The 15,334-nt window shown below is 68.7% G+C and carries 14 protein-coding genes; 6 read left to right on the plus strand and 8 right to left on the minus strand.

Features of this window, described 5'->3' with window-relative positions; translation table 11 throughout:
• Positions 1–7: 7 nt before the first annotated feature.
• The 4 genes from Q0568_RS08480 to Q0568_RS08495 all read right to left on the minus strand — a co-directional run bounded on the left by Q0568_RS08480 (position 8) and on the right by Q0568_RS08495 (position 4,519).
• Positions 8–766 (minus strand): amino acid ABC transporter ATP-binding protein, encoded by a 759-nt coding sequence (locus Q0568_RS08480; RefSeq protein ID WP_298866011.1) that lies wholly within the window; start codon positions 764–766, stop codon positions 8–10.
• Positions 767–771: 5 nt separating this feature from the next.
• Positions 772–1,554 (minus strand): amino acid ABC transporter permease, encoded by a 783-nt coding sequence (locus Q0568_RS08485; RefSeq protein WP_298865353.1) that lies wholly within the window; start codon positions 1,552–1,554, stop codon positions 772–774.
• A 28-nt stretch (positions 1,555–1,582) separates the two neighbouring features.
• The gene (locus tag Q0568_RS08490) at positions 1,583–2,419 is read right to left on the minus strand and encodes an ABC transporter substrate-binding protein (protein ID WP_298865356.1); all 837 of its coding nucleotides are present in this window, start codon (positions 2,417–2,419) and stop codon (positions 1,583–1,585) included.
• 261 nt (positions 2,420–2,680) lie between these two features.
• Complete coding sequence (locus Q0568_RS08495) at positions 2,681–4,519, minus strand: ABC-F family ATP-binding cassette domain-containing protein (protein WP_298865360.1); 1,839 nt, start codon at positions 4,517–4,519, stop codon at positions 2,681–2,683.
• 102 nt (positions 4,520–4,621) lie between these two features.
• Between Q0568_RS08495 and Q0568_RS08500 the strand changes: the two genes are divergently transcribed.
• The 5 genes from Q0568_RS08500 to mmsB all read left to right on the plus strand — a co-directional run bounded on the left by Q0568_RS08500 (position 4,622) and on the right by mmsB (position 10,192).
• Entirely contained in the window at positions 4,622–5,644 is a 1,023-nt protein-coding gene (locus Q0568_RS08500; protein WP_298866013.1) for a LacI family DNA-binding transcriptional regulator, read from the plus strand.
• A gap of 146 nt (positions 5,645–5,790) precedes the next feature.
• Complete coding sequence (locus Q0568_RS08505; protein WP_298865363.1) at positions 5,791–6,255, plus strand: class II aldolase/adducin family protein; 465 nt, start codon at positions 5,791–5,793, stop codon at positions 6,253–6,255.
• A gap of 2 nt (positions 6,256–6,257) precedes the next feature.
• The gene (gene chvE, locus Q0568_RS08510; protein WP_298866015.1) at positions 6,258–7,373 is read left to right on the plus strand and encodes a multiple monosaccharide ABC transporter substrate-binding protein; all 1,116 of its coding nucleotides are present in this window, start codon (positions 6,258–6,260) and stop codon (positions 7,371–7,373) included.
• Positions 7,374–7,446: 73 nt separating this feature from the next.
• On the plus strand, positions 7,447–8,991 hold the full coding sequence (gene mmsA / locus Q0568_RS08515; RefSeq protein ID WP_298865367.1) for a multiple monosaccharide ABC transporter ATP-binding protein: 1,545 nt from the start codon (positions 7,447–7,449) through the stop codon (positions 8,989–8,991).
• Positions 8,978–10,192 (plus strand): multiple monosaccharide ABC transporter permease, encoded by a 1,215-nt coding sequence (gene mmsB, locus Q0568_RS08520; protein ID WP_298865370.1) that lies wholly within the window; start codon positions 8,978–8,980, stop codon positions 10,190–10,192. Before mmsA ends, mmsB begins: the two co-directional genes overlap by 14 nt.
• Before the next feature lie 78 nt (positions 10,193–10,270).
• On the opposite strand, the gene Q0568_RS08525 is transcribed toward mmsB, so the two are convergent.
• From Q0568_RS08525 to rsmA, 3 genes are read right to left on the minus strand one after another with little or no spacing between them, the layout of a single operon-like run.
• Positions 10,271–11,191, minus strand: a complete 921-nt coding sequence (locus Q0568_RS08525; RefSeq protein ID WP_298865373.1) for a 4-(cytidine 5'-diphospho)-2-C-methyl-D-erythritol kinase — start codon at positions 11,189–11,191, stop codon at positions 10,271–10,273.
• Entirely contained in the window at positions 11,191–12,255 is a 1,065-nt protein-coding gene (mgrA, locus tag Q0568_RS08530; RefSeq protein ID WP_298865378.1) for an L-glyceraldehyde 3-phosphate reductase, read from the minus strand. Before mgrA ends, Q0568_RS08525 begins: the two co-directional genes overlap by 1 nt.
• Before the next feature lie 9 nt (positions 12,256–12,264).
• Positions 12,265–13,113 carry a 16S rRNA (adenine(1518)-N(6)/adenine(1519)-N(6))-dimethyltransferase RsmA gene (rsmA, locus tag Q0568_RS08535; protein WP_298865381.1) on the minus strand — a complete coding sequence of 283 codons (849 nt, stop codon included), beginning with the start codon at positions 13,111–13,113 and terminating at the stop codon, positions 12,265–12,267.
• A 46-nt stretch (positions 13,114–13,159) separates the two neighbouring features.
• Here rsmA and Q0568_RS08540 point away from each other — a divergent pair, with 46 nt between their 5' ends.
• Positions 13,160–14,419: an MFS transporter gene (locus tag Q0568_RS08540; protein ID WP_298865385.1), complete on the plus strand. Its 1,260-nt coding sequence runs from the start codon at positions 13,160–13,162 to the stop codon at positions 14,417–14,419.
• 37 nt (positions 14,420–14,456) lie between these two features.
• Here Q0568_RS08540 and Q0568_RS08545 read toward each other — a convergent pair whose 3' ends face one another.
• Positions 14,457–15,332, minus strand: coding sequence for a TatD family hydrolase (locus tag Q0568_RS08545; protein WP_298865388.1), 876 nt, complete (start codon positions 15,330–15,332; stop codon positions 14,457–14,459).
• Positions 15,333–15,334: the final 2 nt, after the last annotated feature.

The following is a 15,334-nucleotide window of genomic DNA, read 5'->3' on the forward strand; positions in this document are numbered from 1 at the left end:
CCGTCGGTCACAGCACCTGGGACAGGAATCGCTGCAGGCGAGGGCTCGCCGGAGCGTCGAAGATCTGATCCGGTGCGCCGGATTCGATCGCGCGCCCTCGGTCCATGAACAGCACCTGCTGCGCCACCGAGCGGGCGAAGCCCATCTCATGCGTGACGACCAGCATCGTCATCCCCGAGCCCGCCAGCTCCGCCATAGTCTCGAGCACGCCCTTCACCAGCTCGGGGTCGAGCGCCGAGGTGGACTCGTCGAAGAGCATGACCTCGGGATCCATCGCCAGCGCCCGTGCGATCGCGACACGCTGCTGCTGCCCGCCGGACAGGCGCGACGGGCGCACATCGGCCTTGTGCGCGAGCCCCACCCGGTCGAGCTCGCGCAGCGCGCGCTCCGAGGCCTCGTCCTTCGACATGCCTCGCAGCTTGACGAGCCCGAGCGTGATGTTGGCACGCACCGTCTTGTGCGGGAACAGGTTGAAATGCTGGAACACCATTCCCACACGCTGGCGCAGCTGATCGGGATTGTCCTCGAGCACCGACCTGCCGTCCAGCAGCACGTCCCCCGAGTCGGGCTCGATCAGCCTGTTCACGGTGCGCAGCAGCGTGGACTTGCCCGACCCGGACGGCCCGATGATGCACGTGGCGGTGCCGGCCGGAACATCGAGGTCGATGCCCCGCAGCACCCGGTTGCTGCCGAACGAGAGCCGGATGTCGCGGGTGGAGACGCTCACGCCCTTGCCCGGCGCGATCGACCGCTCGGATTCCGTCACGCCGCTCACTTCGCGCTCCCCTGCTCTGCGACGGAGTCCATCTCCGCATCGAAGTCATCCGCGTCCGGGTCGACGACGTCGACCCTTCGCCCTTCCCGCAGCCGCTTGTCGATGGCGTTCACCGCATGCGTCAGCGGGATCGTGATGGCCAGATAGAACAGGCCTGCGAGGACGAGAGCGGACTGATTCCCCGTGTTCGCGGCGACGTCCTGCCCGACGCGGAACAGCTCGCGCTGGCTCGCGAGCAGGCCGAGGAAGTAGATCAGCGAGGAGTCCTTGATCAGGGCGATGAGCTGGTTCACCAGCGCCGGCAGCACGCGCCGCACGCCCTGCGGGATGATCACCAGCCGCATCGCGGCGCCCCCGGAGAACCCGATCGCGCGAGCCGCCTCGGTCTGACCCGCATCGACGCTCTGGATCCCCGACCGGAAGATCTCTCCGATGTACGCGCCGGCGATCAGCCCCAGCGCCAGGATCCCGAACGGATAGGGGTTGGGCCCCCACACCATCAGCCCGAGCGGGGCGAAGCCGACGCCGATCAGCAGGATGGTGACCGCGGCGGGCAGCCCGCGCAGGATGTCGGTGTAGATCCTCGCGGGCCACCGGAGCCAACGGCGCTTGGACATCCCGGCGACCGCCAGCAGCATGCCCAGCACAGTGCCGAGGATCCCGGACGACACGGCGAGGATCAGCGTGTTGGGCAGCCCGACGGCGAGCAGCTCGGGAAGAGCCGCCCGCATCGCATCGAAGTCGAAGAAGGACTCCCAGACCGCGATCAGTGCGTCCACGCCGGCACCCTGCTCGTGTCGGAGCGGCTCACTTGCCGCTGCCGGGCACGAATCCGTCGGGGATCGCCCGACCGGGGTAGTACTGCTCGACGAGCTTCTTCCAGGTGCCGTCCGCGATGACCTCGTCCAGCGCCTTGTTGAGGGCCTCGCGGAGCTTGTCGTTGCCGGGGGCCACGGCGTAGGCCATTCCGTTCTCGCTGAGCTTCTTCGCGACGGCGACGATCTTGCCGCCCGATTCGGAAGCCGTCTTCTCGCCGATCTCCGCGGGCGAGACCCACGCATCGGCCGTGCCGGCCCGCAGCTGGTTCAGCGCCGCGTTGTAGTCCGGCACGCGAACCGGGTCCAGGCCCTCATGGGTGGCGTAGTCATCCTGCACCGTGCCCTGCACGACAGCGACGCGCTTGCCCTTGAGCTGATCGAACGAGGTGATCGAGGAGCCCGCAGGAGTCTCGAGGCCGAGGTACCCGAAGTCGTACTTGTTCGTGAAGTCGACGGTCTTCTTGCGGGCATCCGTGATCGTGATCGAGCTGGAGCCGACGTCGAACTTCTTGGTCTTCACCTGCGCGAGCAGCGAACTGAACTCGGTGCCGACGAACTCGACCTTGAGGTCGAGCTTCTTCGCGATCGCGGTGAGAAGGTCATTGTCGAAACCGGTGAACTTGCTGTCCTTGAGGTAGACGTTCGGCGGAGCGTCCGTCAGGGTTCCCGTGCGCAGCACCCCCGGCTGGATGAGTCCGTAGGGGTTCGCGTTCGTGGAACCGGCGTCGCTGGACGAAGCCGGGCTCGAAGCGCACCCGACGAGGGAGGCGATCAGGGCAGCGGCGGTTGCGGCAGCGGCTGCGATGGTGGTGATGCGGCGGGACATGGTTCGGGTTTCCTCTCGTGGGGACTCGAAGACGGTACGTGCGTGAACGGCAGTGTCTGTAATCGGGCCGTCACATGGCGTCACAGCACCGGGTCCGGATCACTCGCGCCCAGGGATCAGGATGCCCAGACCGCGCGCACGCCGTCGGCGACCACGTCATCCGCATCCGCAACGCGGATCCCGGTCAATGCCGCCGCGAACAGCGACACGGCCTCCGCGGACGAGTATCCGGGCGGGGTGTCTCCGTCGCGCTGCCGGCGGTCAGCCCAGCTGCTCTGTGAGCTCGAACCAGCGCAGCTCGAGCTCGTCCACGTCGTCCTGCTGGGCCTGGATGGCCTTCATCTTCTCGCCCAGGCCCGCGTAGTCGGACTGATCGTGGTCGGCCAGCGCACGCTTGGCCCGGTCGATCTGCTGGTTGAGCTTCTGCATCTTCCGCTCGAGGGCCGAGAGCTCCTTCTCCGCAGCGCGGCGGGCCGCTCCGTCGAGCGCCGGGGTCGAGAGCGGAACGGATGCCGTTGAGGCGGACCCCGCGGGGGCGCCGTGCGCTCCGGCATCCGCCTTCTGCTGCGCGGCGCGCAGCCGCAGATACTCGTCGATACCACCGGGCAGATGCCGCAGATGCCCGCCCATCACGGCGTACTGCTGGTCGGTGACGCGCTCCAGGAAGTACCGGTCGTGACTGACCACCAGCAGCGTGCCCGGCCAGGAGTCCAGCAGGTCCTCGATGGCGCCGAGCATGTCGGTGTCCATGTCGTTGGTGGGCTCGTCGAGGATCAGCACGTTGGGCTGGTCCAGCAGCACCAGCAGCAGCTGCAGGCGGCGCTGCTGGCCACCGGAGAGCTCCTTCACCCGCGTGGACAGCTGCGCGGAGCTGAAGCCCAGGCGCTCCAGCAGCTGCCCGGGCGTGAGCTCCTGAGCCTTCGATCCCGCGCCGAACGTGTACGAGGTGCGCAGGCCCTCGATCACGGTGCGCACCGGCTCGTCCCAGTGCTCCTCGAGCTCGTCGATCCGCTGCGTGAGAGTGCGCACCTGCACGGTCTTCCCGCGCTTGACGCGGCCGCTGGTGGGCTCGACGGTGCCTGCGACCAGTCCCAGAAGAGTCGATTTGCCTGCGCCGTTGACGCCGAGGATGCCGGTGCGCTCCCCCGGCGCGATGCGCCACTCGACGTCCTTCAGCACGACGTTCGGCTCGGTCCCTGAGCCCGTCGAGGGGTAGGAGACCCCGACGTCCAGCAGGTCGACCACGTCCTTGCCGAGCCGGGAGACAGCCAGAGACTGCAGCGAGACGGAGTCGCGGATGGGCGGCACGTCGGCGATGAGCTCGTTGGCGGCCTCGATGCGGAACTTCGGCTTGCTGGTGCGGGCGGGGGCGCCACGGCGCAGCCAGGCCAGCTCCTTGCGGGCGATGTTCTGCCGCTTGGCCTCGGATGCCGCCGCCATCCTGTCGCGCTCCACGCGCTGCAGGATGTACGCGGCGTAGCCGCCCTCGAAGGGCTCGACGATGCGGTCGTGCACCTCCCAGGTGTCGGTGCACACCTCGTCGAGGAACCAGCGGTCGTGCGTCACGACCAGCAGTGCGCCGGAGCTGCGCGCCCACCGGGTCTTCAGGTGCCCGGCCAGCCAGGTGATCGCCTCGACGTCGAGGTGGTTGGTGGGCTCGTCGAGCGCCAGCACGTCCCAGTCGCCGGTCAGCAGCGCAGCGAGCGCCACGCGGCGGCGCTGACCACCGCTGAGGGATGTGACGGACGCATTCCAGTCGAGGTCGGCGACCAGCCCGGCGATCACGTCGCGCACCTTCGCGTCCCCGGCCCAGATGTACTCCGGGGTGTCCCCCACGACGGCCTGCGCCACGGTCAGCGCGTCGTCGAGGGTGTCGGCCTGATCCAGCACGCCGATGGTCGTGCCGCCGCGCACGGTCACACGGCCGCTGTCGGGTTCGCGGCGCCCCGCCAGCATGGCGAGCAGGCTGGATTTGCCGTCGCCGTTGCGGCCGACGATGCCGATGCGGTCACCCTCCTCGATGCCGAGGGTCACCGCTTCGAAGACGACGCGGGTGGGGAACTCGAGGTGGAGGCCTTCGGCCCCGAGAAGATGTGCCATGACCTCTCAAGGGTAGTCGGGGCGCGCGGGATCCAGCCCGCTGCAGGTCGCCGCCACCATAATGGAGTTCACCGTGTGACCGTGCGCATCAGGAAGGGGACGATCGTGGATCGCGTTCGCGCTCCCAACATCCGCGATGTCGCGCGCCTGGCCGGCGTCTCGTACCAGACCGTGTCGCGCGTGCTCAACGACTCCCCCAACATCCGCGACGCGACGAAGGATCGCGTGCTGGCCGCGATCGACGAACTGGGGTACCGGCCGAACCAGGCCGCGCGCACGCTGGTGACCAGCCGTTCCCAGACCATCGGCGTGCTCACGTCGATGTCGGTGCACTACGGCCCCACCACCGCCATCAACGCACTCGAGCAGTCCGCCCGCGACGCGGGGTACCGGATGAGCCTGACCACGCTCGCCAGCAGCGACGATGCAGCCATCCGCAGCAGCCTGGACTTCCTGATGTCGCAGGGCATCGAGGGCCTTGTCGTGATCGCACCGCAGGAGCGCATCATCCAGGCCCTCGAGGACGCGGCCATCACGATCCCCACCATCACCCTGGACACCAGCGGACGCGCCAGCGGACACAGCGTCGGCGTGGACCAGATCGCCGGGGCCAGGCTGGCCACGCAGCATCTGATCGACCTGGGTCACACCGACATCGTGCACATCGCCGGTCCCCGTGACTGGATCGAGGCGGATGCCCGGATGCGCGGCTACCTGCAGACGCTGTCGGATGCCGACCTGCGCACCCGCGCGCCCATCCTCGGCGACTGGAGCGCGGGCTTCGGCTACTACGCGGGCAAGGAGCTGCTGCGCTATCGCGACTTCACGGCGGTCTTCGCGGGCAACGACCAGATGGCGCTGGGCTTCCTGCACGCGTGCCGCGAGCTCGGCATCCGCACTCCCGAGGAGATCAGCGTCGTGGGCTTCGACGACATCCCCGAGGCTGCGCACTTCGCACCTCCCCTGACCACCGTCAGGCAGGACTTCGCCGAGATCGGCAGGCAGGCCATGACCATGCTGCTGGCGCTGATCGGCGGCGGTGAGGGCGAGCTCACCCGCGTGATGCCCGAGCTCGTGGTGCGAAGTTCGACGGCATCCGCACCGCCTGCGCCTCTCTCGCTCTGAACCGGTTTCGTCACGAATCGATAACCCCTGCCGCTGTGGGCGTTGACAGATGTGACCGTTTCGCATGTATCATCGTGCTCACGTTGTGATCGTTCACAACCGCCCTGGCGAACCAGTCCGGCCGATCGACGATGGAGTCCCCACCCATGCCGCACGACGACACCCCGCGCGAACGCTGCGACGTGCGCGCCGCCGCCGTCCGGCAGGTGCTCATCGCCCGCACCCGGGAGCGGCTCTGCGAGGCGTGTGCTCGGGCATCCGACGCCGAGGCGCCGACCGCGGTCTCGCTGCGCGTCGAGAACGCCGACCTGTTCGTCATCACGCCCGACGCGAGCAGCCTGCACGACGTCGGGCCCGCGCAGACCTCCCTCGTCGACCTGGACGGCCGGGTGGTCGGTACGGCGTGGGATCGGCGCTCAGCGCCGTCGTCCGACACCGCTGCGCACGCCGCAGCCCACCGATCCGGCGCCGGTCGCGCCGTCGCCTCGTGCGCAGGACGTCTCGCGCACGCCTCGACTCCCGCCGCGGCGCTCCACGCCGTGACGGACCAGGACGGCTCCCCGTCGTCCACCCACGAAGAACCGCAACACCACACAAGGAGCACACAGTGAAGATGAAGAGGTCTCTCGCGCTCGTCGGCATGGCTGCCGTGGCCGCGATCGTTCTCGCCGGCTGCAGCGGCACACGCGGCGGCGACACTCCCGCAGCAGGCGGCGACAAGGCGGCATCCGACTTCACCGTCGGCGTCGCGATGCCCACCCAGCAGTCCGAGCGCTGGATCGCCGACGGCAACAACGTCAAGAAGACGCTCGAGGACATGGGCTACAAGGTCGATCTGCAGTACGCCAACGACGACATCCCCACCCAGGTCTCGCAGATCGAGAACATGATCTCCACCGGCGCCGACGCGCTGATCGTGGCGTCGATCGACGGCACCACCCTCACCGACGTGCTGCAGCAGGCCGCCGACGACAAGATCCCGGTGATCGCCTACGACCGCCTGATCAACGGCACGGACAACGTCGACTACTACACGACGTTCGACAACTACCAGGTGGGCGTGCAGCAGGCGACGAGCCTGCTGACGGGCCTCGGCGTGCTCGACGAGAACGGCAAGGACACCGGCATCGCGGGTCCGCTGAACATCGAGGTGTTCGCCGGCAGCCCCGACGACAACAACGCCACGTTCTTCTGGAACGGCGCGATGGACACCCTCAAGCCGTACCTCGACAAGGGTGTGCTGAAGGTGCCGTCCGGCCAGACCGACTTCGAGCAGGCCGCCATCCTGCGCTGGCTGCCGGAGACCGCGCAGAAGCGCATGGAGAACATCCTCACCATCATCGGCGGCACCAAGCTCGACGGCGTGCTCTCCCCCTACGACGGCCTGTCGATCGGCATCATCTCGGCGCTGACGTCGGGCGGCTACTCCGCCTCGGCACTGCCGGTGATCACCGGTCAGGACGCCGAGGCCGGCAGCGTGAAGTCCATCATCGCCGGCGAGCAGTACTCGACGATCTTCAAGGACACCCGCGAGCTGGGCAAGCAGGCCGCGCAGATGGTCGACGACATCCTCAAGGACAAGAAGCCCGAGGTGAACGACACCAAGACCTACGACAACGGCAAGAAGGTCGTCCCCTCGTACCTGCTGAAGTCCGTCATCGTCACCAAGGACAACTACAAGAAGGTCCTCGTCGACAGCGGCTACTACACCGAGGGCGACCTCAAGTAGGCACCCGGGTCGGGCCCGCCCTCCTCGGGCGGGCCCGACCGCAGCATCCGGAAGGCAGAAAGGAGGAGAACGCATGAGCACGATCCTGGAGATGCGCGAGATCACGAAGGAGTTCCCCGGCGTCAAGGCGCTGCAGAACGTCACCCTCGAGGTCGAGCGCGGACAGGTGCACGCCATCTGCGGTGAGAACGGCGCCGGCAAGTCCACGCTGATGAAGGTGCTCTCGGGCGTGTACCCGCACGGCACCTACACGGGCGACATCGTCTTCGAGGACGAGGTCGCCGAGTTCCGCGACATCCGCGATTCCGAGGACCGCGGCATCGTCATCATCCACCAGGAGCTGGCGCTGAGCCCGTACCTGTCCATCGCCGAGAACATCTTCCTCGGCAACGAGCGCGCCCGCCACGGCGTCATCGACTGGCGGGCCACGAACAAGCAGGCGCAGCTGCTGCTGGCCAGGGTGGGGCTGGGCGATGACCCCTCCACGCCCGTCCGCGAGATCGGCGTGGGCAAGCAGCAGCTGGTGGAGATCGCCAAGGCGCTGTCCAAGGAGGTCAAGCTGCTCATCCTGGACGAGCCGACCGCCGCGCTCAACGACGACGACTCCGCGCACCTGCTCGACCTGATCCGGCACCTGAAGGGCCAGGGGATCACGTCGATCATCATCAGCCACAAGCTCAACGAGATCAAGGCCATCGCCGACAAGGTCACCATCATCCGCGACGGGCGCACGATCGAGACGCTGGATCTGACCAGCGAGGAGATCAGCGAGGACCGCATCATCAAGGGCATGGTGGGCCGCGACCTCGCGCACCGCTACCCGGACCGCTCGGTGGACGTCGGCGAAGAGGTCTTCCGCATCGAGGACTGGTGGGTGCACCATCCGTCCGACCCGAGCCGCACCGTCATCCACGGCGCGAACCTGACCGTGCACGCCGGCGAGGTGGTCGGCATCGCCGGGCTCATGGGCGCCGGCCGCACCGAACTGGGCATGAGCATCTTCGGCCGCAGCTACGGCACGGGCATCTCCGGCCGCGTGTTCGTCCGGGGCAAGGAGGTGAACACCCGCTCGGTGTCCGCCGCCATCGACGCCGGCATCGCCTACGCCACCGAGGACCGCAAGCAGTACGGCCTGAACCTCATCGAGGACATCAAGCGCAACATCTCCGTCGCGGGCCTTCGCAAGCTCACGCGCGGCGGGTGGGTGAACGGCCGCGAGGAGGTCCTCGTCGCCGAGGGCTACCGGAAGAGCATGAACATCAAGGCTCCGTCGGTTTCCTCAGTGGTCGGCAAGCTCTCCGGCGGCAACCAGCAGAAGGTCGTGCTCTCCAAGTGGCTGTTCGCCGACCCGGAGGTGCTCATCCTGGACGAGCCCACCCGAGGCATCGACGTGGGCGCGAAGTACGAGATCTACACGCTGATCAACAGCCTGGCCGCGCAGGGCAAGGGCGTGATCGTGATCTCGTCGGAGCTGCCCGAGCTGCTGGGCATCTGCGACCGCATCTACGCCCTGTCCGAGGGGCGCATCACCGGAGAGGTCGACATCGCCGATGCAACCCCCGAGACCCTCATGCAGTACATGACCAAGGAGAAGGAAGCCGACCATGTCCACCCGTAGCGAGACCGCGTCCCGGACGCAAGAGGTGCTCTCACTGCTCACGTCGCGAATGCGTCAGATCGGCATCTTCCTGGCGCTGATCGCCATCGTCGTGTTCTTCCAGGTCGTCACCGGCGGCAAGCTGCTGACCGCGGGCAACGTCGCCAACATCATCGTCCAGAACAGCTACATCCTGATCCTCGCAATCGGCATGGTGATGGTCATCATCGCCGGTCACATCGACCTGTCGGTCGGGTCCGTCGCGGCCTTCGTCGGCGCGATGTCGGGCGTGATGGTCGTGCACTGGGGGTGGCCGTGGTGGCTCGGCATCCTGGCCGCGCTGTTCGTCGGCGCCCTGGTCGGCGCCTGGCAGGGCTTCTGGGTGGCCGTGGTCGGCATCCCGGCGTTCATCGTCACACTGGCCGGCATGCTGCTGTTCCGCGGGCTCACCCAGATGGTGCTGGGCAACACCCAGATCACCCCCTTCCCCACCGAGTACCGCCAGCTGGGCGGCGGGTACCTGTTCCCGCAGCTGTTCCCCGCCTCATCCTCGCCCGTGGAGTGGATCACCTTCACGCTGGGGATGCTGACCCTGGTGCTGTTCGTCGGGTATGAACTCGGCGAGCGCTCCAAGCAGAGGAAGACGGGCCTCGAGACCGAGGCGCGCACCTGGTTCCTGACGCGACTGATCGGCGGCGTGGCGCTGATCGCGTATCTGACGTACCTGCTGGGCGTGGCCGACGGCTCCCGAGGAACCCCGATCGTGCTGATCGTACTGGCCGTGCTGATCGTGGGCTACTCGCTGGTGATGAGCCGCACCGTGTTCGGCCGGCACATCTACGCGATCGGCGGCAACCGGCACGCTGCGGACCTGTCCGGCATCAAGTCCCGCCGGATCGACTTCTGGCTGTTCGTGAACATGGGCGTGCTGTCGGCCCTGGCAGGACTGGTCTTCACTGGCCGGCTCAATTCCGCCGGCCCCGGTGCGGGCAACCTGTTCGAGCTGGATGCCATCGCCGCGGCGTTCATCGGCGGTGCGGCCGTGCAGGGCGGTGTCGGCACCATCGTCGGCGCCATCACGGGTGGTCTGATCATGGGAGTGCTGAACAACGGCATGTCGCTGATGGGCGTCGGCACCGACTCCCAGCAGTTCATCAAGGGCATGGTGCTGCTGCTGGCCGTCGCGTTCGACGTCTGGAACAAGCGCCGCCAGCGCTCCTGAGCGCCCAGGCGCTCCTGGCCTGACGAGGGGCCCGGTGGATCGATACGATCCGCCGGGCCCCTCTCGTCGCCCGCGGTCTCAGTCGATGATCCGGGCGCCGGGCACCGGCCCGTGCACGTGCAGCGCCTCACGTCCGGTGGCCCTCAACTGGTCCTGCAACGCGCGTGCGGCCTCGGGCCCGTCGGCGAGGAACGCGATCGTGGGTCCCGAACCGGAGATGATGCCGGTGAGGGCGCCCATCCGCACGCCATCGGCGAGCGCGAGTTCGAGATCCGACCGGCCTGAGACGGCGGCCACCTCGAGGTCGTTCATCATGACGGGCGCCAGATCGCGGGCATCCCCGGCCAGCAGCGCCTGCAGCACCGCGGCGGGAACCTCCAGCAGCTCGGTCGGGTCGTCGGCGAGCGCATCGCCGTGCAGGCGCAGTCGGTCGAGCCGGTCGTACACCTCGGGCGTCGACAGTCCCTGCCCGCTGAGCACCAGCACCCAGTCGAATCGCCCGCGCGCCAGAGCCGGGGTCAGCACATCGCCGCGGCCCGTGCCGATGGCCGTGCCGCCGTGCATCGCGAACGGCACGTCGGCGCCCAGCCGCGCGGCGAGGTCGTGCAGTCCTCGCGGGCCCAGTTCGGTGCCCCACAGCGCATCGCAGGCGACCAGCGCCGCTGCGGCATCGGCCGAACCGCCGCCCATGCCACCCGCGACCGGCACGCCCTTGCGGATGCGCAGATGCACGCCGTCGCTCACGCCGGTGGTCTGCGCCAGCAGCTTGGCCGCACGCATGGCGAGGTTGCGGTCGTCCAGCGGCACGCCGGACACGTCGACGTCGCCCGACACCTCCAGCGAGAAGCCGTCGGAGGGCGAGGCGTAGACGTCCTCATAGAGCGAGACGGCCTGGAACACCGTGGCCAGCGAGTGGTAGCCGTCGTCGCTGCGCGCGCCGACGCCGAGGTAGACGTTGATCTTCCCCGGCGCGCGCACGTGCACGGCATCCGCCCGCATCAGAGGTCCGACGAGACTGCCCAGAGGTTGACGTCGATGCCGTGCGCGAGCGCGTCGATGGCGGTGAGCTCCTGGTCGGTGAAGGCCGGGCCGTTCACGGCGGCGATGTTCTCGTCCAGCTGCTCGGGTCGCGAGGCGCCGATGAGTGCGGAGACGACCACCGGGTCGCGCAGGACCCACTGCAGGGCCATCTGCGCGAGGCTCTGACCGCGCTCGGCGGCGATGTCGTTCAGACCGCGCAGCACGGCCAAGCCCTCCTCGGACAGCGGTCGGTCGGGCAGCGAGCCGCGCTTCTGCGCGCGCACGGCTGTGCCGTCGCCGAGGTACTTGCCGGTCAGCAGCCCCTGTGCGAGCGGGGTGAACGCGATGGCGCCCACGCCCTCGGCGCGCAGCGTATCGATCAGTCCGTCCTCCACCCAGCGGTTCAGGATCGAGTACGAGGGCTGATGGATCACCAGCGGGGTGCCCAGGTCGCGGGCCACGGCCAGCGCCGCCTGCGTACGCTCCGCACTGTACGACGAGATGCCGACGTACAGCGCCTTGCCCTGACGCACCAGCGTGTCCAGCGCGCCGATGGTCTCCTCGATCGGGGTGACCGGGTCCACGCGGTGCGAGTAGAAGATGTCGACGTAGTCCAGGCCCATGCGCCCCAGCGACTGCTCGGCGCTGGCCAGGATGTACTTGCGACTGCCCAGGTCGCCGTAGGGGCCGGGCCACATGTCGTACCCGGCCTTCGACGAGATGATCAGCTCGTCGCGGTAGGGCTTGAAGTCCTCGGCGAAGATGCGCCCGAAGTTCTTCTCCGCCGAGCCGTAGGGCGGACCGTAGTTGTTGGCCAGGTCGAAGTGCGTGATGCCGTTGTCGAAGGCGTGGCGCAGCAGCGCGCGCTGGTCGTCCATCGGGATGTTGTCGCCGAAGTTCCACCACAGCCCCAGCGAGATGGGCGGCAGGTACAGACCGGAGGAGCCCACCTGACGGTATGCGAAGCGCTGGTAGCGATCGGATGCCGCGGCGTAGGGCTTGTGGATCTCGGGGACGTCGGGGCGGTAGCGAGGATCGGTCACTCAGCCAGGCTAGTCGCCCTGCTGGACGCGCGCGATCCGGTGATAGTCGTCCACGGTGAGGTCCTCGCCGCGGGAGGTGGGAGCGACGCTCGCGGACTCCAGAACGGCGGATGCCGCCGACGAGCTGCCGAAGATGCCCGACAGCGCCTGGCGCAGCATCTTGCGGCGCTGGTTGAACGCGGCATCCACGATCTGGAAGGTGCGCAGCCGCTCATCCTCACCGCCCCGCGGTGCGGCGTCGCGTTCGAAGCCGACCAGCAGGCTGTCGACGTTGGGGACCGGCCAGAACACCTGGCGGGACACGTTGCCGCACAGCCGCCATGGCCCGTACCAGGCGGCCTTCACGCTGGGAGCGCCGTAGATCTTGGAGCCGGGCTTCGCGGCCAGGCGCTCGGCGACCTCGGCCTGCACCATCACCACGCCGCGCTGCAGGTACGGGAAGGTCTCCAGGAAGTGCAGCAGCACCGGCACGGAGACGTTGTAGGGCAGGTTGGCGACCAGCACCGTGGGCTCGCCGGGCAGTTCGGTCACCCGCATCGCATCGGCATCCACCACCGTCAGCGCGCCCTCGGGAACGCCCCGCTCGGCGGCGGTCTGCGGCAGGCGCTCGGCCAGGCGGTGATCGATCTCCACCGCCGTGACGGATGCCCCGGTCTCCAGGATCGCGAGCGTCAGCGACCCGAGTCCCGGACCGATCTCCACGACCCGCTCCCCGGGCTGCACGGCGGCGGCGGTCACGATCTTGCGCACCGTGTTGGCGTCGACGACGAAGTTCTGGCCGAGCTTCTTGGTGGGCGTGACATCGAGCGAAGCTGCGAGCCGGCGGATGTCGGTGGCGCCGAGCAGGGAGACGGTCATGGGTCCATTCTCCCGTATGTCGCCGTCCGCCCCTAGGATCGAGCGAGTGACCGGTCTGGGAGAGCTCATCGCGCCGCGCCGGCTGGGGCGCGATTTCCGCTGGCTGATGTCGGCCGCGTGGACCAGCAACATCGGCGACGGCATCGCCCTGGCGGCCTCTCCCCTGCTGATCGCCTCGATGACGTCGTCGCCGATCCTCGTCGCCTCAGGCGCCATGCTGCAGTACCTGCCGTGGCTGCTGTTCGGCCTGCATGCGGGCGCGATCGCCGATCGCGTGGAGCGGCGGATGCTGGTGATGCTGGCGCACGGCATCCGCGCCATCGTGGTGCTGGGGCTCGTGATCTTCCTGTTGACCGGCACCGCGAACATCGCCATCGTGCTGATCGTGTCGTTCCTGTACGGCACGGCCGAGGTGTTCGCCGACACCACCAGCAGCACGCTGCTGCCGATGATGGCGAAGCCCGCGGATCTGGGTGTGGGCAACGCCAGGCTGCAGGCCGGGTTCCTCGTGGCCAACCAGCTGGCGGGCCCGCCGCTGGGCGCGTTCCTGTTCGCGGTGGGCACGTTCTGGCCGTTCCTCACACAGGTGCTGGCGGTCAGTGTCGCGCTGGTGCTGATCTCGCGGATCGCCCGCCAGTCGGTGCCGGGGCGGGAGGAGAAGTCCCATGTCGCGCACGACATCGTCGAGGGCGTGCGGTGGGCGTGGGCCAACAAGCCCGTCCGCACGCTGATCATCATCATCCTGGTGTTCAACGTGTTCTGGGCAGCACCCTGGGGCATCCTCGTGCTGTACGCCACCGAGCATCTGCACATGGGTCCGGTGGGATTCGGCGCGCTGACCACGGCATCCGCTCTGGGCGGGCTGGCGGCGACGCTGTGCTTCGGCGCTCTGGAGCGGCACGTCTCGTTCGCCACGCTCATGAAGGTGTGCCTGTCGCTGGAGGTGGTCATGCACCTGTCTTTCGCGCTGACCACCAACGGCGTCGTGGCGCTGGTGATCATGTTCGGGTTCGGCGCCTACGCGTTCGTGTGGGGCACGATCTCCACCACCGTGCGCCAGCGCCTCGTGCCGCATTCGCTGCAGGGCCGGGTGGGTTCGGTGAACATGGTCGGCGTGTTCGGCGGCATGGTGATCGGCCAGGCCCTCGGCGGCGTGATCGCGCAGGCCTGGGGCCTGACCGCGCCGTGGTGGTTCGCGTTCGCGGGCGCGGCGATCACGCTGGCCGTGATGTGGCGGCAGATCTCGCACATCGCTGCAGCGAAACCGGTGCTGGAGGATGAGGGACCGGACGACGCCGTTCAGTGACGCGGGGCGCCGTGGTGTCTCCGTCGGCTTCGGACTCTCAGACGAACGATCCGTACACGGCGACGGTGTTGGCCGCCAGCCGCGTGCACAGCTCGTCGAGGTCCATGCCGAGTTCCGCGGCCATGAAGCGCACCGTGAGCGGCACGAGGTACGGGGCGTTGGGACGGCCGCGCAGCGGCACGGGCGTCAGGAACGGGGCATCCGTCTCGACCAGGATGCGGTCGCGCGGCGTGATGTGCAGCGCCTCGCGCAGGTTGGGCGCGTTCTTGAACGTGAGGTTGCCGGCGAAGGACAGCCAGTAGCCGGCATCCGCCGCCACGCGTGCCATATCGGCATCGCCGGAGAAGCAGTGGAACACGGTCTTCTCCGGGGCGCCGACACGCGCCAGGGTCTCGAGGACGTCGTCGTGGGCGTCGCGGTCGTGGATCTGCATGGCGATGCCGTGCTTCTTCGCCAGCGCGATGTGCGCCTCGAACGACTCGTGCTGCGCCGGACGGCCGGGCTCGTCGGTGCGGAAGTAGTCCAGCCCGGTCTCGCCGATGGCGCGTGTGCGCGGGTGCGCGGCGAGCTCGTCGATGACGGCGATGGCCTCGTCCAGCCGGCCCTCGGCCTTGTAGGTCGGGGCGTCGTTGGGGTGGATGGCCACGGCCGCCAGCACGCGCGGGTCGGACTCGGCGGCATCCACCGCCCAGCGCGAGGACTCGATGTCGCCGGACGCCTGCACGACCCCGGCGATCCCGACGGCACCGGCGCGGTCCAGCTGCTCGCGCAGGGACAGCGGTTCGACGCCGTCGGTGATCTCCAGGTGGCAGTGGTTGTCGTACACGGGCACCGCGAGCGGCTCCGGCAGCGGCGGGTAGCTGAGGTCCTTGCGCCCCTTCTTCGAGCGCTCGTGGACGTAGGTGTCGGACATGT

Origin of the sequence: uncultured Microbacterium sp., from assembly GCF_937927635.1 — a bacterium.
In the GTDB taxonomy this organism is placed as follows: Bacteria; Actinomycetota; Actinomycetes; order Actinomycetales; family Microbacteriaceae; genus Microbacterium.